The following is an 18,395-nucleotide window of genomic DNA, read 5'->3' as shown; positions in this document are numbered from 1 at the left end:
GTCAGCGGATGGCCAGCCACACGGCCAGGCCCAGACCGCCGATGCCGATGGCGATGCGCAGGGGCGTGGGTGGAAGGCGGCGGACGATCGGCGGACCGAACCAGCCCCCGGCCAGGCACCCGATGCCCATCGCGAGCGCGGCGGTCCAGTGCACGGGCCCCGTCACCGTGAAGATCAGCGCCGCGACGAGGTTGCTGATGCCGAGCAGCGCCGACTTGAGCAGCGAGGCCCGCCAGAGCGGGTTGGCCGTCAACACCAACGACAGCGCCAGGAAGATGACGCCGGCCCCGGCACCGAAGTAGCCGCCGTAGATCGACACGACGAAGATCCCGGCCTCGAAGCTCCGCGGCATCTCGCGGTGTCCGGCGAGGCGCCGAAGGGACGGCTGGGCCAGGACTGCGATGGAGGCGAACGCGACCAGGTAGGGCACGACCACCTCGAAGGACTCGGCAGGCGACACGAGCAGGATCGCGGCGCCGACGATCCCGCCGAGCGCGGACAGGATCCCGAGGCGGATCAGGCTGCGCGTGTCGGTCAGCAGTGCCTTACCCGACTTCGCGCTGCTGCCGATCCCGACCGGGACCAGCGCGACGGTGTTGGTGACGTTGGCCTGTAGCGGGCTCAGTCCGGCGAACAGCAGCGCGGGATAGCTGACGATCGACGCCAGCCCGGTCACGTACCCGACCAGCCCCGAGGCGAACCCCGCGACGATGAGCATCACGAAGGCTGCGGCGGTCACCGCGTCATTGTGCCCGGCCCCCGCTCACGTCCCGACGGCGCGATCACTTGGTCGCCAGTGGCGCGACCCCTCCGCTGATGTCGGTGATCGCCCAGTTCTTGTTCTTGTCCACGGTGATCGGGTACAGCGCAGTGGTTTTCACGCCACCGGGCGACTGGACATTCGTGACCTGCACGTCGACGAAGACCTGCACCACGTACTTGCCGTCGTTCTGCGACTTGATGTCGCTGCCCACGAGCGTCCCCTTCGACACCCACTGCAGCTGGCCCAACAGCTGGCGCAACACCGGTTCGGTGTCGGTGAACTGCTTGACCATGGCGTCGTCGACACCGGTCTTCAGAGCCGCGAACCACGGATCGAAGTTGCGGTGGTCGATCTCGGCCGCCTTGACCGCGTAGTCGCTGGCAACGTCTTTGGCCCGCTGCGCCTGCGAGTTCTGTGCCTGCAGGTCTCGCAGGTCATCGCGATAGCCCAGGGCCGAGAACACGGCCACACCGGTCGCGACCGCGAGGACGACGACCAGGACCGCGGCCGTGATCAACCACCCTCGTCGCGACGGGGACCCGGTCTTCTCTCGTACGGACGACGTCGTCGACGGGGCAGGCTTGTCGGCCGACACCGGCTTCGCGGGAGACGCAGGCGTCTCGGCGGGTTCGGGCTTCTCCGCGGGCTCGGACTTCTCCACCGGTGCGGGCTTCGACACCGGCTCGGCCTTGCCGGCCGGAGTGCTGCGCGGTCGACCGTCGAGTCCGGAGTACTCCGTGCCCGGGCTGTCCTCATCCGACATCGGTCGTCATCTCCCTCGAACTCATCATCTCTCGAACACGGTCACACTCCGCCGAGCGGCGGAGTGCGACACTACTTGGTCGCCACACGGAATCGGACGACTCCGTTCTCGTCGACGATCTGCAACCCGCGCTCGACGAACGACGCGATGTCGATCTGCGTGGCCGGGGCGATCTGGGAGATCAGGGGCAGCAGTACTCCCAGCGGCGGCGTCACCTTCGGCAGGATGCGCTGCAGGTAGTCGCTGAGCTTGGTGACGAACGGGTTGATCACCTGATTCCACGCAACCGCGCCATTCGTCGCGCGCGCCAGTCCCGGGAAGAGCGCGAACAGTTCGGTGAACGATTTCTGGCCGGCCGCCAGTTCCCGCGATCCGGCCGAGAGCTTCGGGCCGATGCCATCAGCCTTCCGCACGAACTCCTGCGCGGTGTCGAACAGATCGGAGAACTCGGTGCGCTGGGTGGTGACCGTGCGCGAGAACCGGTCCGAGAACTCACCGAGTGTGGTGATGTCGTCGTCGCGGTCCAGCCAGCCCGCGTTGATGGTGTTCGCGATGCTGGTGAGCCGTTTCGGATCGATCTGCCCGACCAGCCGCTGCAGGTTGGTCAGCGTCTCCCCGACGGTCGCCTGCGTCACCACGTTGCGGCTCAGCACCGCGCCGTTGCGAATGTAGGGGCCGCCGGCCTGGGACGAACTGAAGTCGAAGTACTGCTCACCGACCAGCGACAGGTTCGCCACGGTCACCTGCGCGGTGGCCGGGATGTCGTACTGCGACTCGATCGACAGCGTCGCGCGCAGTCCCCCGGGCCGCACGGCGATGTCTGTGACGTGACCGACCTCGATGCCGTTGTACAACACCCGTGACCGCGGCAGCAGCCCACCCGACGACGCCAGTTCGACCGTCACGGTGTCGGTGTCCGCCAGTGGCTTGAGCTTGAGGATGCCCACGCCGAGGTAAGCGGCCAACGCCACCGAGACCACCACCAACAGCACCAGCGAGGTGCGCACCCCGATCCTCATCGCATGGCCCCGATCATCCGCAGGGTCGATGCGACGGTGCGGATCTGATCGTTCGACGCCGCCGGCGTCGACAACCCGCGCGGTGAGGTGATGTCGACGATGTTCACCGACGGGCTCGCCAGCAGCGGCAGGATCTTGTTGCTCACCAGGTCGTCGAGCCGGGCGATGTCCGACGGCGCCGACGCGTCCAACGAGACCGCCAGGTCGACCAGCGGGTTCGCCGTGTCGATCAGCCCGACCAGTTGTTTGTAGCGGGGGCCGAAGAGTTCTTTGACCTTGGTCAACTGAAATCCCAACGAGGTCAACACCTTCGCGAAGCCGACGAACGACACCAGCGCACCGCCGATGCGTTCGGGTCCCACGTCGAGTGCGAACCCCAGATCCTTGCCCTGCGCCTGCACCGACCGCCCCAGGATGCCCAGTGAGTCGATGACCTGGCCGACCGACGACGAGTTCTCCGCGATCCGGGCGATCAGCTCGCGCGACGTCTCGATCCCCTTGTCGCGATCCGCCCGGTTCTGCGGGAACGCGGTGTTGGCCTTGTCGACGGTCCGCTGGATCTTCTCCAGGGTCCCGCCGTTGGCCAGGGCCGCGATGCCGCCGAGGAGATCCTCGACGGCCGGGGTCACCGTGGTCTGCGCCAGCGGGATGGTGGCACCGTCACGCAGGCGCGCACCCCCACCGGTACCGGACGGGGTCAGCGAGATGTAGATGTCGCCGAGCAGCGTCGATTGTTCGAGCGCGGCCCGGGTGCCTTCCGGCACGTCGACGTCGCTCTCGAGGTCGACGGTCGCCACCGCCACCGGCGACGCCGCCGACCCGCCGATACCCACCGACCGCAGCACCCCGACCTTGGTGCCGTTGAGCAACACCTTGCTGCGGGCGGGGAGGTTCAACACGTTGCTGAACTCGATTCTCAGCGAACGACTCTCGCCCGACACACGTGTGCCGGGCAGCGGCAGGTCGGTGACCTGGATCCCACACGCCGCTGACATCCACGCGACCAACAGCGTCGCGAGCACCAGCACCGCCCGACGTCCGCGCATGCGTCCACCGGCGATCATCGGATACCTCCCGACCCCAGGATCAGCGCCACGAGCTCGGTGTCCACGGATCCGGCGGCACCGGGCGACGGCGTGCACGACCCGGACAACACACGGTTGAGGACCGCGCAGGTGGCGCCCGCCGAGGCCGCCGGCACGCGCACCCTCGGCGGGGCGACCTTGATGGCGAGACCGGCCTGCTTGTCCTGCGCCATCGCGGCCAGCCCAGACATCACCGGCGGCAACGACTTCAGCAGGGCCACGATCTGATCGGTCGGCAGCAACTCGACGAGTGGGGTGATCAGGCCGAGGAGGGTGAACAGGATGGGGTCGAACCGCTGCAGGTTCGACGCGAGTTTAGGCACCACCGAGGTGAGTCGGACCAGGGCCGGGTTCAGTTCCCTGGTCAGTTGCCCCAGGGCCTGGGCGAACTTGCCCAGATTGTCCACCGCGAGTTGCACATCCGGCCACCGCTGGACGAAGAAGTCGGCGAGCTGCTGACCGTTGCTGATCAGCGACCGCAACTGGGTGTCGCGCAGCTGCGGATCCCCCAGTGCCGCACCGAGCCCGCGCACCGCGCGGTTGAAGTCCTCCGCGGTGCCCTTCAGGCTGTCGTCGACCGACGCGAGGGCCGTGCGCACGGCCTCTTGCTGCCCGGGCGAGCGGCCACCGACATCGGTCAGTTGCGCCGAGAGCTTGTCGAAGGCGGAGAACGCCTCGCTCAGGCTCTTGGGGGTGCGGGTGCGCTCCAGGGGGATGCAGTTGGCGGTGTCCCAGGTCGCGCCACCGACGTAGCTGGTGGGGATCTCCAGTCGCCGGTCGGTGACGATGGAGTCCGAGGTGGTCACCGCCGACACGTTGGCCGGGAGCTTCACATCGGAGTTCATCGAGAAGTTGACGCGGACATGCCCGTTCGCCGGTGTCACGCCGGTCACCCGGCCGATGGTGACGCCGAGCAATGTGAGGTTGCTGCCCTCGTAGAGACCGATCGAGTCGGACATGATGGCGCACCCCGACCGGTTCGACGAGTCGTCCTCGGCGCGGACCGCGGCCACGGTGGCTACGATCACCGCGACGATGGCGGCGACGATCACCGCCCGGGTGGCGTGGCGGCGCCACCCGGAACTCGCGGGCACGGTCGACGGGGTCGTCATGTCAACACCGCCGATCCGGCGTCGGGATGCACAGGGCGGGGGCGTCGACGATCGTCGTGGACAGGTCGAGAGTCGGTGCGGCCCCCGACACCCCCAGCGCCGAGCCGAGCTGATTCGCGATCTGGGTCAGTTTGTCGAGGACCGGCCCGGAGCCCGTCAGCGTCGTCTTCAGCCGGTCGACGATCGCCGTGATCTTGTCGATCTGCGGGTCGATGGTCCCCGAGAGCGCCTCCACCGGCGGCTGCAGGAACGCGAACAGCGCATCGACACCGCGCACGGTCTCCAGCCCCTGCTCGCGGAATCCGTAGAAGCGGTAACCGACGACGCCGACCAATCGCAGCAGGTTGAGCAGTTTGGCCCGGCCGTTGTTCAGCGCTCCGATGTACTCCTCGGTGACGGCGATCGCGCGGTCGAGGTCGTCGTCACGGTCGCCGAGGGTGGTGGTCACCTGCGCCACCTGGGAGATGATGTCGCGCACCGAGTCCGACCGTCCACGCAGCGCGAGGTTCACCTGCGCGAAGGTCTGCCGGGCGGTCTCGGCGTCGACCTTGTCGACCACGTCACCCGAGTCGGTGATGACGTCGGTCAGCTCGTACGGGGTCGAGGTGCGGTCGCGCGGGATGTGCCCGTCGAGCGGTCGCGTGCCCTGCGGCGTGACGGCGAGGTAGTGGCCGCCGATCGCGGTGGACAGGCGGATGTCGGCGCTGGTCTGGTCGCGCAGGTTCACCGAATCGTCTACGTCGAACTCGATCTCGACGTGGTCCCCGACCACCTCCACCGACTGCACCTTCCCGACCGGGATGCCCGCGACGCGCACCTCGTCGCCGGCCCGGATCTGACCGCTCGAGGTGAACTCGGCAGTGACGTCGGAGGATCCGAACGGCACCACGTAGAGAAGACCGGCCACGATGGCGACGATCACGATGACCACCACACCACCGAGACCGAACAGCACCTGGCGTCGGCGTACCGCCACCGCGTCGCGTCGGACCGGCACCCTGCCGGTGAACACCGGACTCATCGGCAGATCACCACCGGCGCACCGGCCAACAGCACGGTCGGGATCGGACCGGGGACCGACTTCCCGCGGCCGCATGTGTAGGAGGCGTTGGTGGCCGAGTTCACCGACGCCAGCAGGGAATCGAGTACGCCGGGGATGCGGGCGAGAAGGTCCGAGGCGTCGTTCGTCGCCGGAATGTATTTGCGCAGGAGTCGATCGATGTCGCCGTAATTGCCGTAGTAGACGCCGTTGAGACTCTGGAGCACGAGCCGCAGCGGCTTCAGGGCCTTCGCCGCCTCGGTCAGCGACGCCTCGGTGCCGTCGAGATCGGTGGCCAACGCGCCCAACGCATCCCCGGTCCGGCTGATCAGTTCGTTCAGCCGCGGCGACTTGTACTCGATCTCCCTGGCCACCGAACCGAGCCCGGTGACGAAGGACGCGACCATCTCCGAACGGTCGGCCACCAGGGCGGTGGCCTGGTTCAGTTTGTCGAGGATGGAGCCGAGATCGGGGCCGCGGCCCTGCACGACGGCGAGGATGTTCTCGGTGAACTCGTTGATCTCGGCCGGGTTGAGGACCTTGAACACCGGTCGGAGTCCGTTGAACAGCGCGGTGATGTCGAACGACGGGATGGTCCGCGACCGCGGGATGACCGCCGACGTGTCCTGCCCACCGCGGCCGGGGCCGTCGGTGAACACGTCGAGGTAGCGCTCCCCCACCAGGTTCAGGTACCGGATGGCGATGTCGGTGTTGTCGAACATCGGCACCGATTTCTGCATCCGAAAGGTGACCCGGGCGACGTCGTCGTGCAGTTCCACCGACGACACCCGACCCACGCGAACACCCATCTGCCGCACGTCGTTGCCCGCCGAGAGACCCGACGCGTCGGAGAAGTCGGCGGTCACCGTGCGTTGGTCGCCGGAGACCGAGGGGGCCAGCGCCTGCACGATGACCCAGGTCGCGCCGATCATCACCACGACGAACAGCGCCAACCACACGATGGACATGCGACGCAGCCTCATCGTCCACCCGCCTTCGGGGTGCCCGCCCGTGGCTTACCCGGCGCCGGGGGTGCCAACTGCTGCAGGAACGGGGCCAGCTGCGGCATCTGCGCGACCGCGACACCCACCTGCAGGGTGACCTTGCCGTTCTGGGTGGGCATCGACTTCTCCAACCGGCCCAACAGCTCTCGCGCGTCGGTGACCGCCGGTGGGATCGACCGGAGGGTCTGGCCCAGCGGCGACCCGGTGATGATGAGGAAGTCGATGAGGGTCGCCAGCCCGTCGTAGTTGTCGCCCACCAGCCCGCCGAGACCACCGACCGTGTCGATCAGTCCGGACAGCGAGTCCTTCACACCGGTGACCACCCGCGGATCGGTGTACTCGGCGGTCGACCGGGTGAGGTTGATGAGCACCGAGGCGAACGGGCCCTCGAGGTCGGCGACGCCGCGGCTGGCCGGGCCGAGGATGCGGAGGAACTGCGCCAGGGGCATCTGTTGCCGCGATGCGGCGAGGTTCAGCAGGTCGAGGCCGGACCGTACGAGCGGCTGGACCGCGTCGACCACCTTGTCGGCGATGTCGATGGTGCGGGTGAACTCATCGCCGGTGATGGTGGTCGAGATCTCACCGACCTGTCGCAGCAGGTCCGCCACCGACACGTTCGTCGAATCCGACCCGATGGTGAGCCGCTCGCCGTCGCGCAGTCCGCCGGACGCTCCCGAGTCGGCCGCAGCCGCCTGCAGCTCGATCCCGGTCACGCCCAACAGGTTCGACGGTGCATAGGCCGCCGACACCTGATCGGGGATGGCAGACGCCTGATCTGCGTCGATCGACATGGTGATCTCCTGGCGACCGTCGTCGGCCACCGTCACCCCGTCGACCCGTCCGACGATCAGCCCGCGGTACTTCACGTCGCCTCCGGCGGCGAGTCCGTCGCCGACGGTGTCGGCCACCGCAGACACCGTGACGGTGGTGTCGAAGTCGCCGCGGGCGTAGAGCGTGAGCGGAACGGCCAGTACCAGCGCGACGACGAGGGTCACCGCACCGAGGCCGAGCAGCGCCACGCGCGAGGGGCCGCGTCCGGACGGGTCGTGGTACGCCATCAGCCGGAGAACCTGAAGCCGACGTCGGAACCCCAGAAGACAAGCGTCAGAAGCATGTCGAGGACCACGATGATGACGAAACTGTTCTTGATCGCACGCCCCGAGGCGACCCCGACGCCCTCGGGCCCACCGCTGGCATAGAAGCCCTGGTAGCAGTGGATGAGGATGACCGCGACCACGAAGATCACGGCCTTGATCATCGAGAGCAGCATGTCGACCGGGGCGAGGAACGCGGTGAAGTAGTGGTAGTAGGTGCCCGACGACTGCCCGTTGACGGTGTTCACGACGAACGCACACGACAGGTAACTGAGTATCAGCGTGATCAGGAACAACGGGATGATCGTGACGATCCCCGCGATCACCCGGGTACTGACCACGAACGGGATGGGGCGGATCGCCTGCGCCTCCAACGCATCGATCTCCTCGGAGATCCGCATCGAGCCGATCTCGGCGGTCATGCGACACCCGGCCTGTGCGGCGAACCCGATGGCGACCACGATCGGCCCCAGCTCGCGGGTGTTGACGTACGCCGACAGGAACCCGGTCAGCGGACCGATGCCGAAGAGCTTCAACGTCGCGAACGACTCGATGCCGATGGATCCGCCCACTGACAGCCCCAACACCACCAGGACGACGACCGATCCGCCGCCGACGATCAGTCCGCCCGATCCCCACATGAGGTCGGACAGCACCGCGCCGGTCTGTCTGCGGTAGACGCGCAGCGCGTGCGGGATCGACCGCAGGACGTCGAACACGAAGTGGACCTGGTGACCGACGCGCTCGACGGCCGACACCGGCACCTCGGCGGCGCGACCGAGACTCGTCGTCCACCGACGTGACCGGGCGTAGGTCTGCAGACCGACCATCGGATCAGCCCGCCCTGCCGACGAACATGGTGACGAGCTGGGTGACGACGAGATTGAGCAGGAACGAGGCCACGACGCCGAGGACGACGGCGGCGTTCACGGCGTCGGCGACACCGCGGGGTCCGCCGCGCGCCTCGAGCCCGCGCTGGCAGGCGATCGCGACGACCACGACGCCGAACAGGATCGACTTGCAGACCGCGATGACGAGGTCACCGACCCCGGCGAACTGTCCGAAGCCGCCGAGGTAGCTGCCGGGCGCACCGCCCTGGAACGACACGTTGATGAAGTAGCCGGCAGTCACGCCGACGAAGATGATCTCGATGCACACCAGGGGTGCGACGAGCACCACCGCGAGCAGTCGTGGTGCCACCACCCGACGAGCCGGGTCGATGCCCATCGTGCGCATCGCGTCGATCTCGTCGCGCACGGTGCGCGCGCCGAGGTCGGCGGCGATCGCCGAGCCGACCGCACCGCCGATGAGGAGCGCCGAGGCGATGGGTGCGCCCTGCTGGAGGATGCCCAGCGCACCGGCCGCGCCCGCCAACGACGAGGCGCCGAGCTGCTGGGTGAGGCTGCCGACCTGAACGGAGAGGATGACCCCGAACGGGATCGCCACCAGCACCGCCGGGATGCCCGCGACTCCGGAGAAGAAGATCGTCTGGGAGAGGGTCTCACGCCAGGGATGTCGCAGCGTGACGATGTCGCGGACCAGGTGCACCAACGAGGTGACGGTCAGTTCGATGAGCCGACCCAGTGTGGCGATCGAGGACACCACCGCGTCGAGCGACCGTGCGATCGTCGAGGAGCCGCGTGTGGAGACACCCACCGATCCCGCCATCACACCGCTTTCTTGATGCTTCCCACGCCCGCTCGCGACTCCTCGGTCGCCATGACCGTGGTCACTGTAATGGCTCCGATGTGATCTGTGACGCTATTGCCGGGGAACACTGGACGTCTGACCATCCACGTCCGATTCCGTTGGTGACGACGTCCGAACGGCGCGTGCGATGGGCTCGCGGACACCGCGGTGGCACCCTGACACCATGACCGATCCCGCACCGCACGATCCGACATCGACGCCCACGCCGACCGGCGCACTCGACGGTGTCCGGGTGCTGGAACTGGGCAGTCTCATCGCGGGACCGTTCGGTGCGCGACTGCTCGGCGACATGGGCGCCGACGTCATCAAGATCGAGGCACCGGGCCGCCCGGACCCGCTGCGGACCTGGGGACAGGCCGAGCGCGACGGTCATCGGTTCCTGTGGACGGTCTACGCGCGCAACAAGCGTGCGGTCACCCTCGACCTCCGCGCCCCGCGGGGCCGCGAGCTGTTCCTCGAACTCGTCGACACCGCCGACATCATCGTAGAGAACTTCCGGCCGGGCACGCTCGAGCGGCTCGACCTGGGCTACGAGACGCTGCGCGAACGCAACCGCGGCATCATCCTCGTGCGCGTCTCCGGCTACGGCCAGACCGGCCCCGACGCGGGCAAGGCCGGCTACGCCTCGGTCGCCGAGGCCGTGAGCGGTCTACGCCACCTCAACGGCTATCCCGATCAACCGCCACCACGGCTGGCGCTCTCCCTCGGCGACACCCTTGCGGGCATGTTCGCCGCCCAGGGCGCACTCGCCGCACTGTACCGGCGCAGCGTCACCGGCGAGGGGCAGGTCGTCGACACCGCGCTCAACGAGGCGTGCGTCGCCATCCAGGAATCGACCATTCCCGACTACGACATGGGCGGGGTGGTCCGTGGACCGTCGGGTACCCGACTCGCGGGCATCGCCCCGTCGAACATCTACCCGACCGCCGACGGCACCCTGGTGGTGATCGGCGCCAACCAGGACACCGTCTTCGGGCGCCTGTGCACGGTCATGGGCCGGCCCGAGCTCGCGACCGATCCCCGCTACGCGACCCATGGGGCACGTGGCGAGAACCAGGACGAGCTCGACGACCTCATCGCCGACTGGACACGCACCAGGGAGCGCGACGCACTGATCGCCGACCTCTCGGCGGCGGGTGTCGTGGTCGGTCCGATCAACACCGTCGCCGAGGTGATCACCGACCCGCAGCTGATCGCCCGCGGGATGATCGTCGACCATCACGACGAGCGGATCGGAGGGCCGGTCAAGGGTCCCGGCATCGTCCCGCTGATGTGCGGCACACCGGGATCGGTCCGCAGCTCGGGACCGGCGACACCGGGCCATCACAACGACGAGGTGTACGGCGACCTCCTCGGTCACGACGCCGACGCGGTGGCGCAGCTGCGTCGCGACGGAGTGGTCTGAGCCGCGACGAGGCCCACCCGTGTGCAAAGCTGATATCCGCGTCAGTAATCAGTCGGAGCCCGGTCGGGAGGTGTGGTGATGAGAACCGAGAACGGATCGGCCGACGCCCCGGGCGGGGCGGTCCCTTCTGTCGTCACGAGCCCGTCGACCATCGCGACGCCGAAGGGCCGACGGACCGAGAAAGCGTTCCTGGCCGCGGCCCGGACGGTGTTCGCGGACAAGGGATTCCTGAGCGCCAAGATCTCCGACATCGCCGAGACGGCGGGGCGGTCGACGGGATCGTTCTACAACTACTACGACAACAAGCAGCAACTGCTCGAGGCGCTGCTCGACGACTTCACCGCGCAGATCCTGGAACGCACCCGCCGCAACCTGACCCCGGACCCGGGTAGCAACATCGAGCAGGCCGTGCGCGCGTACTGGGCCACCTACCGCGACTACCTGCCCGAGATGATCGGCGCATTCCAGCTGTCGATGACCGACCGCCAGTTCGCCCAGTGGTGGCGCAACCGCCGGCAGGAGGGCATCCGGGCGGTCAACGAGGTCTTCCGATCGGTGGAGCGCAGCGGCGTCGACATCGGGCTGGACAAGAACCTGTTCGCCTCGGCGATCGTGTCGATGCTCGAGTCCTTCTGCTGGACCTGGTTCGTCGCGGGCAAGGACGAGAACGTCGTCGGCCGCGACGACGAGGCGGCGATCATCACGCTGACCGAGATCTGGCGTCGCGGACTGGTCACGTCCGCTTCCACCGACACGAACTGAACAATTCTCGATCGGCAACTCACAGTTCAGGTATCGAAATCGATTCCGCACGAGCCGATTTCGTGAGCAATGCGTACCACGAGACCTATTGGACAAACACAATCACCTTTTGCAGAATGCACGCAGGGGAAGATCGTCAGCCGTCCGGCTGACCGATACAGGGTGCGGTTCATCTCGCACCCGAGGGGGATTTCGTGCATGCACGACACCGTGGTCTCGCGTGCCGCATCGCGGTCACACCATTCGATCGGTGAGCTGCCGCCGGGGCCGGACACGGCCGACGAAACAACAACGCCGACCGTTGATTCCGTCCCCGACGCAGGCATCGGGACCCGCACGAGGGCGTACGACGGCCCGTATCGTCCACTGACACCGTATCGACGCGGCGACGCCGACCTGTTCTCCGGCCGCACCGAGCTCTGGCGGCGCCTGCACGTGCGCGCGATCCCCGGCAACGGACCGGTGACCGTCCTGGGCCCCAGCGGCTCGGGAAAGACCTCGTTGCTGCACGCAGGTCTGATCCCCGCCGTCGAACGGATGGGTCTGCGTCACAACGACACCCGTGTCCCCGCCGACGTGGTCACGATGGCCCCCGGCCCGACCCCGCTGGCCACGCTGGCCGCCGCCTTCGGGATCGATCCGGAGCCGACCGATGCCGAGCCGAGCGCCTGGGTCGATGCGATCACCGGTCTCCCGGACACGTCCGGGAGGGCATCGCTGCTGGTGATCGACCAGGCAGAAGAGCTGTTCACACTGTGCAACCGCGCCACCCGAACATCGTTCCTGCGCGTCGTCGACGCCCTCGCCGCCGACAGCCGTGTCGCCGTCGTACTCGGCCTACAGGCCGAGTTCTACCCCGATGCGGCGGCCGATCCGATTCTGGTCCGCACCCTGGAGGACCGGGCCGTCGTCGTCCGCATGATGACCGAGGACGAGATCGTCGAGGCCATCGAGGGGCCCGCCCGGATCCGCGGTGGCACAGTCGAGTCCGGTCTCGCCGCCGAGATCGCCCGTGACGTGACCGCCGTCGAGTCCACGACACCGCCACTCATCGCACTCGGTGTCCTGATGGACCACCTGTGGCGGACCCGTGCGGACACCGCGATCACCCGGCAGGCGTATCGCGCCTCGGATGCGGTCGCCGACATCGTCGGTGTCGCCGCCGACCGGGCCATCAGCCGACTCTCGACCACCGACCGCAGCACCGCCCGCCTCATCCTGCTGGCCACCGTCCGGTTCACCGCGGCAGGCCACCTCGTCGACACCGACATCACCGCGGCTCGGCTGGAGTCGACGCTGTCCGCTCGCCCCCGAACCGGCCGGGTGCTGGCACATCTCATCGATTCCGGCGTCGTGACCGTGGACGTGCACGGCGGGATCCACCTCGCCCACGAGTCCCTCATCGAAGCGTGGCCACGGCTCGCCGGGTGGGTCGACGAGCGACGCGCGGATGCGCCGGTCCTCGCGGCTCTACACGCCGACGCCACCATCTGGGAGGCCGACCGACGCCCGGACTCGTCGCTCTACGACGGCGACCGTCTGCACGCCGCGACCCGCGCGGTACAGGAGATCGACTCGATCGCCCCCGACGCCGAGTACTTCCTGTCCCGGTCGCGCGAACGCGCGACACTGCTCAGATCTCGCCGCCGTGTCCTGCTCGGTCTGCTCGCCACCGTCGCGGTGGTGGCCTCGGTTCTGGCGATCACCCAGTCGGTCCGGGGCAGTGCCGCCTCGACCGGGCGCGACGCCGCTCGCCTCGATTCGACGCTCGCGCGCGCGGCAGCGGAGACCGTCACCGACCCCTCGGCCGCTGCGAGGTCGGCGCTCGCCGCCTATCGCGAGGCCCCGGAGGATTCTCGAGCGCGATCGGCGATCCTGGCCACCCAGTCCTCACCCATCGCCCGGGCGATCGGCACCTCGGACCCGTCGGTCGCGGTGACCGCCTCCGGTGACGGCCGCCGGGTTGCGCTGACCGGGGCCGACGGCACCGTGCAGGTCCTGTCCACCGCGGCACCGACCGGGCAGAGCAGCAGCCCGGCCGCGGTCACCGTCCCCGCGCCCTCCACTGCGGTCGCGAGTGCATCGGCCGCGCTCAACGGCGACGGATCCCTGCTGGCTCGACGCGGCGACAACGGAGCACTCGAGTTGTGGCAGGTCGCCGGTCGCACGCCCACCCGGGTGTCGGCCATCGCCCAGACCGCCACCGACCGCGCAGCCGGCCCGCAGACCGTCTCGTTCTCGCCTGTCCGCCCGTGGCTGGCCGCCGCCGACGCCACCGGGTCCATCCGGATCTGGGACGTCTCCGACACCGCCGCGCCCGCACTGATGGGCACCGTGGCCGGCGCATCGACAACCGCCCTGGCGTGGAGCCCGCTGCGTCCGCAGCTGCTCGTCGGTTCCACCCGGGACGTCACGCTCTGGGATCTGGTCGACCCGAACGAACCACAGGAGGTATCACGCGCCGACACCGTCGGGCGGGTCGACTCCGTGGCCGTCGCGTCCGACGGTCGTCGCGCGGCCGTCGGCGACACCACCGGCGCGGCAACCCTGTTCGACATCGGCCCGAACGGTCTGGTGGCCCGCGGAGCAGGTCTCGCGGCCGAATCCGGTGCCGTCGGATCACTGTCGTTCGCACCCGGTGGCGACAGACTCGCTCTCACGTCCGCCGACGGCACCACCCAGGTCTGGGACGTGACCCGGCCCGAGGCGCCCCGCCGTGCAGTGCCTGCCCTGCGCTCCCAGAGCTCCGCCCTGGCATCGACGGTGTTCACCGGGGAATCGAGCCTGGTCAGTGCGGGGACATCCACCGCGTTGGCGTGGTCGCTACCGGTCGGACTGCTCGACGGCGGATTCGGCGGGGTACGGCAACCGGCGTGCTCGGCGGTGCGCGGCGCATGCGTCACGTCGTTCGCCCGGGGCCCGGTCCAGGTCTGGGACGCGACCGAGCCCGACGCACCGCGCGCCCTCACCACGATCGATGCGCCCGGACACTTCAACGGCGCCGGCATGAGCCCCGATGGCCGGTGGATGATGACATCGGACAGCAGGCACATCGCCCAGCTGTGGGATGTCCGCGACCTCGGGAAACCGGTGGCCGTGGGTGCACCGGTCGCGCTCGGGCGCCAGGAGGACGACCGGATGGTGTTCAGTCCGTCGTCGTCGCAGGTGGCAACCAGCAGCGCCGACGGATCGCAGGTGCAGATCTGGGGTCTGAGCCCGGCCGGGCTCACACCCTTCGCCACGGTCGGGCTCGGCGGCGTCGACATCGATGCCGTTGCCTTCGGGGCCGACTCGGCATCGATCGCCATCGGGGGCAGCGACGGCGCGGTGCGTCGGTGGGCCGTGTCGCAGAGCGGCGCCTCACCGGTGTCCGGGGTGTTCGCCACCCGCGGTCCGGTCACCGCGATCACAGCCGTCGGGACCGCGTTCCTCGTCGGCGACTCCACCGGCACCCTCACCCGGTGGGATGAACGCTCCGGCAGGCAGATCGGCGCGGGCCTGACGTTCGGTCCGAGCGCGATCACGTCCATCGTGGCGACGGGAACCAGCACGGTCGTGGCGAGTGCCGACGGCCGACTCCACCGCCTCGACGCCGATGGCGCCGTCGTCGACGCGGGCAGCCTCTTCGGCCCGAACGACAAGGGGGACAGCGCGATCGCGGCGATCACGCCGACCACCGTCGTCGCATCGGGCGCGACCGGGCGTCAACAGTTCTGGACGCTCGACCCGTCGACAGTCGCGCGGCAGGTCTGTGTACGCACCGCGGCCGACGGCTGCTGATAGCACCCCGCCGTGCGATGACCGCATTCCCAGAATCACGCTGACCTCAACGCTGGCCGACATCGGGGGCGATCCGGTTCGATGAGCTGCGCGCCAGAATCGCTGGCGCGCTGGGGAAACGGACAATCGGTGATCGAAGTTCTTGAGCTAGGCAAAACATACACGTCGGGTGGGGTGACCACAACAGTCCTGTCCGACGTCGACTTCCGCGTCGAGGCGGGCGAGATCTTCGCGATCGTCGGACCGTCGGGTGCGGGCAAGAGCACTCTCGCCCAGTGCATCAATCTGCTCGAGCGTCCCACCTCCGGGAACGTGATCGTCAACGGCAAGAACCTGACTCAGCTCGGTTCCCGTGACCTGCGCGCCGCGCGGCGTTCGATCGGCACCGTGTTCCAGTCGTCGAGCCTGCTCTCGCGACGGACCGCCGCACAGAACATCGCACTGCCCCTGAACTATCTCGGCGTGACCTCCACCGCCACCCGCGAACGGGTCGCCGAGCTGCTCGATCGCGTCGGACTCACCGACCTCGCCGACCGATACCCGCATCAGCTCTCCGGCGGTCAGCGCCAGCGCGTCGGGATCGCCCGTGCGCTCGCACTGCGACCGTCGGTGCTGCTCTCCGACGAGGCCACCTCCGGGCTCGATCCCGAGGCCACCGACTCGTTCCTGCACCTGTTGACCGAACTCCGCGACGAGCTCTCGCTCGCCGTCGTGTTCATCACCCACGAGATGGACACCATCGTCAAGGTCGCCGACAGCGTCGCCCGGCTCGACAACGGCCGCATCGACGAAAAGGGGTCGCTCGTCGACCTCCTCCTCGACGACACCTCCCGCCTCGGCCGCTCGCTGCGTCCACGTGGTGCCAGCGCCGCCGCCGCGCTCGGCCAGGCCACCTTCGACGTCGTCTACCGTTCCGCGTCGGTGCCGTCGGACTGGATCTCCCGCGTCGGCACCGAGATCGGCGCTCCGCTGGCCGTTCTCAGCGCGAATGTGCAGGCCGTCGAAGGAATCTCGGTCGGCGAGGTCGTGGTCTCCGTGGACGCGTCGCTCGCCACCGCGTTCACCGCGGCGGCATCGGCGCTGGGCCTGACCACCCGCGCCACGTCTGCCTCGGGTCAGGAGGTCGCGGCATGAGCACCACCGCCACCCTGGCCGCCATCACCGTCCCGGTCGACGAGATCCCCGGACTGCTCATCCCGGCGTTCCGCGACACCGTCACCATGGTCGGCATCGTGATGGTCATCGTCGCCCTCGTCGGTGTCCCCCTCGGTGCCGTCATCCACAACCTCGCCCCGGGTGGGTTGTTCGAGAATCGCGCGCTGCACACGCCGCTGTCGTGGATCATCAGCATCGGGCGGTCGCTGCCGTTCCTGGTGCTGATGACATCGATCATCCCGTTCACCCGACTGATCACCGGGACCAACATCGGCATCCCCGCCGCGGTGGTCCCGATGTCGATCGCGGGCATCGCGTTCTTCACCCGCATCGTGGAGAACTCGCTGCGGTCGGTGCCGGCGTCGGTGATCGACGTCGCCCGCGCCTCCGGCGGATCGACCACACAGATTGTGATCAGCGCCCAGCTGCGCGAGGCGCTCCCGAGTCTCATCGGCGGCCTGACCATCAACACCATCGCGATGATCGAGTACTCCGCCATCGCCGGGACCATCGGCGCCGGCGGACTCGGCTACATCGCCGTCACCTACGGATACCAGCGCTTCGACCACCAGGTGATGATCGCGACCATCATCACTCTCGTGATCACCGTCGCTCTGATCCAGATCCTCGGTGACGCCCTCGTCCGCTACCTCACCCCGGAGCAATCCGTGCGCTCATCGCGCACCCGCGTCCGCGCCTGAGCCGTCCCGCACCACCCGATCCGCTCGTCCACATCGACGCGCGTGGCACAACCGTGTCCAGCGCACATCCCAGAAAGCTGAGAACCCATGACCCAGAACACATCCCCGACCACCGAGGGCGGTTCGCCCGGCGGCTTCGAGGTCACCACCCGCAAGCGCTGGCCGTTGTTCGCGGCCATCGCGGTCGTGATCATCGTCGTCGCGGCGTTCATCGGATGGCGCTTCGCCGGATCGGACGACAAGTCCCCCAACGACACCGCCGGCGCCACCCTGACCGTCGTGACCGCCGAGGGCAACGCCGCCGAGCAGGCGCTGGTGAACTACATCGCGACCGATGTCGCCCCCAGGCACGGGATCAAGATCGCCTTCAAGGGCCTCGCCGACAGCACCACCCTCAACCGGGCGGTCAGTGAGGGTGAGGTCGCCGGGACCATCTATCAGCACAAGCTGTGGCTCGGACAGGTCCTGGCCGCCAACCCCGACTTCAAGGAGGAGGCCGCGACGCCGGTGTTCCGCTGGGGATTCGGCATCTGGTCGGACAAGTACCGCTCGGTCGCCGAGCTGCCGAACGGCGCGACGGTGTCGCTGTACTCCGATCCCGCCAACGAGGCGCAGGGTCTGTGGCTGCTCGAGCGTGCCGGATTGATCACGCTGAAGCCGGGCGTGAGCAAGTGGACGGCCACCCAGGACGACATCGCGTCGAACCCGAAGAACATCACGTTCAAGCTCCTCGACTTCGCCGCCCAGTCGCGCGCGCTGCCCGACATCGACGCCGCCGTCGGTTACACCGAGTACTACCTGGCCGCGAACATCGACATCGCCAAGCAGATCTACGCGCCGCCGGCCCCCGACGAGTTCGCAGGTCAGCTGACCATCGGCAGCAAGTGGAAGGACACCGACAACATCAAGAAGCTCGTCGCGACCTTCCAGGACCCGGCCGTGCAGACCTATCTCGCGTCGGATCCCCAGGTGAAGAACATCCTGTTGCCGTACCAGAGCTGAC

The 18,395-nt window shown here is 68.6% G+C and carries 16 protein-coding genes; 6 read left to right on the top strand and 10 right to left on the bottom strand.

Annotated features, from left to right (window positions below; all coding sequences use genetic code 11):
- Position 1: 1 nt before the first annotated feature.
- The 10 genes from JHC79_RS07630 to JHC79_RS07585 all read right to left on the bottom strand — a co-directional run bounded on the left by JHC79_RS07630 (position 2) and on the right by JHC79_RS07585 (position 9,547).
- A complete protein-coding gene (locus JHC79_RS07630) occupies positions 2–718 on the bottom strand; it encodes a sulfite exporter TauE/SafE family protein (protein ID WP_296389558.1) in 717 nt (238 codons plus the stop codon).
- A 64-nt stretch (positions 719–782) separates the two neighbouring features.
- Positions 783–1,526 carry a hypothetical protein gene (locus tag JHC79_RS07625; RefSeq protein WP_296389555.1) on the bottom strand — a complete coding sequence of 248 codons (744 nt, stop codon included), beginning with the start codon at positions 1,524–1,526 and terminating at the stop codon, positions 783–785.
- 71 nt (positions 1,527–1,597) lie between these two features.
- Complete coding sequence (locus JHC79_RS07620) at positions 1,598–2,533, bottom strand: MlaD family protein (protein WP_296389554.1); 936 nt, start codon at positions 2,531–2,533, stop codon at positions 1,598–1,600.
- 8 nt (positions 2,534–2,541) lie between these two features.
- Entirely contained in the window at positions 2,542–3,591 is a 1,050-nt protein-coding gene (locus JHC79_RS07615; RefSeq protein ID WP_296389553.1) for an MlaD family protein, read from the bottom strand.
- 14 nt (positions 3,592–3,605) lie between these two features.
- The gene (locus JHC79_RS07610) at positions 3,606–4,742 is read right to left on the bottom strand and encodes an MlaD family protein (protein ID WP_296389552.1); all 1,137 of its coding nucleotides are present in this window, start codon (positions 4,740–4,742) and stop codon (positions 3,606–3,608) included.
- 1 nt (position 4,743) lies between these two features.
- Entirely contained in the window at positions 4,744–5,763 is a 1,020-nt protein-coding gene (locus JHC79_RS07605) for an MlaD family protein (RefSeq protein ID WP_296389551.1), read from the bottom strand.
- Positions 5,760–6,749 (bottom strand): MlaD family protein, encoded by a 990-nt coding sequence (locus JHC79_RS07600; RefSeq protein WP_296389550.1) that lies wholly within the window; start codon positions 6,747–6,749, stop codon positions 5,760–5,762. Before JHC79_RS07600 ends, JHC79_RS07605 begins: the two co-directional genes overlap by 4 nt.
- Before the next feature lie 11 nt (positions 6,750–6,760).
- A complete protein-coding gene (locus JHC79_RS07595) occupies positions 6,761–7,843 on the bottom strand; it encodes an MlaD family protein (RefSeq protein WP_296389549.1) in 1,083 nt (360 codons plus the stop codon).
- On the bottom strand, positions 7,843–8,709 hold the full coding sequence (locus JHC79_RS07590) for an ABC transporter permease (RefSeq protein WP_296389548.1): 867 nt from the start codon (positions 8,707–8,709) through the stop codon (positions 7,843–7,845). Before JHC79_RS07590 ends, JHC79_RS07595 begins: the two co-directional genes overlap by 1 nt.
- A gap of 4 nt (positions 8,710–8,713) precedes the next feature.
- Positions 8,714–9,547: an ABC transporter permease gene (locus tag JHC79_RS07585; RefSeq protein WP_296389547.1), complete on the bottom strand. Its 834-nt coding sequence runs from the start codon at positions 9,545–9,547 to the stop codon at positions 8,714–8,716.
- Positions 9,548–9,752: 205 nt separating this feature from the next.
- Between JHC79_RS07585 and JHC79_RS07580 the strand changes: the two genes are divergently transcribed.
- The 6 genes from JHC79_RS07580 to JHC79_RS07555 all read left to right on the top strand — a co-directional run bounded on the left by JHC79_RS07580 (position 9,753) and on the right by JHC79_RS07555 (position 18,394).
- The gene (locus tag JHC79_RS07580) at positions 9,753–10,994 is read left to right on the top strand and encodes a CaiB/BaiF CoA-transferase family protein (protein ID WP_296389546.1); all 1,242 of its coding nucleotides are present in this window, start codon (positions 9,753–9,755) and stop codon (positions 10,992–10,994) included.
- A 78-nt stretch (positions 10,995–11,072) separates the two neighbouring features.
- A complete protein-coding gene (locus tag JHC79_RS07575) occupies positions 11,073–11,756 on the top strand; it encodes a TetR/AcrR family transcriptional regulator (protein ID WP_296389545.1) in 684 nt (227 codons plus the stop codon).
- A gap of 198 nt (positions 11,757–11,954) precedes the next feature.
- Positions 11,955–15,536, top strand: coding sequence for a hypothetical protein (locus JHC79_RS07570; protein ID WP_296389544.1), 3,582 nt, complete (start codon positions 11,955–11,957; stop codon positions 15,534–15,536).
- 129 nt (positions 15,537–15,665) lie between these two features.
- A complete protein-coding gene (locus tag JHC79_RS07565) occupies positions 15,666–16,670 on the top strand; it encodes an ATP-binding cassette domain-containing protein (protein WP_296389543.1) in 1,005 nt (334 codons plus the stop codon).
- Positions 16,667–17,392 carry a methionine ABC transporter permease gene (locus JHC79_RS07560; protein WP_296389542.1) on the top strand — a complete coding sequence of 242 codons (726 nt, stop codon included), beginning with the start codon at positions 16,667–16,669 and terminating at the stop codon, positions 17,390–17,392. The genes JHC79_RS07565 and JHC79_RS07560 overlap by 4 nt, the downstream gene beginning before the upstream one ends.
- A gap of 87 nt (positions 17,393–17,479) precedes the next feature.
- Positions 17,480–18,394 (top strand): MetQ/NlpA family ABC transporter substrate-binding protein, encoded by a 915-nt coding sequence (locus JHC79_RS07555; RefSeq protein WP_296389541.1) that lies wholly within the window; start codon positions 17,480–17,482, stop codon positions 18,392–18,394.
- Position 18,395: the final 1 nt, after the last annotated feature.

It is taken from the genome of Williamsia sp. (genome assembly GCF_016462415.1).
In the GTDB taxonomy this organism is placed as follows: domain Bacteria; phylum Actinomycetota; class Actinomycetes; order Mycobacteriales; family Mycobacteriaceae; genus Williamsia_A.
Note: the sequence above shows the minus strand (reverse complement) of the source record. Positions and strands in the feature narration are given on the sequence as shown.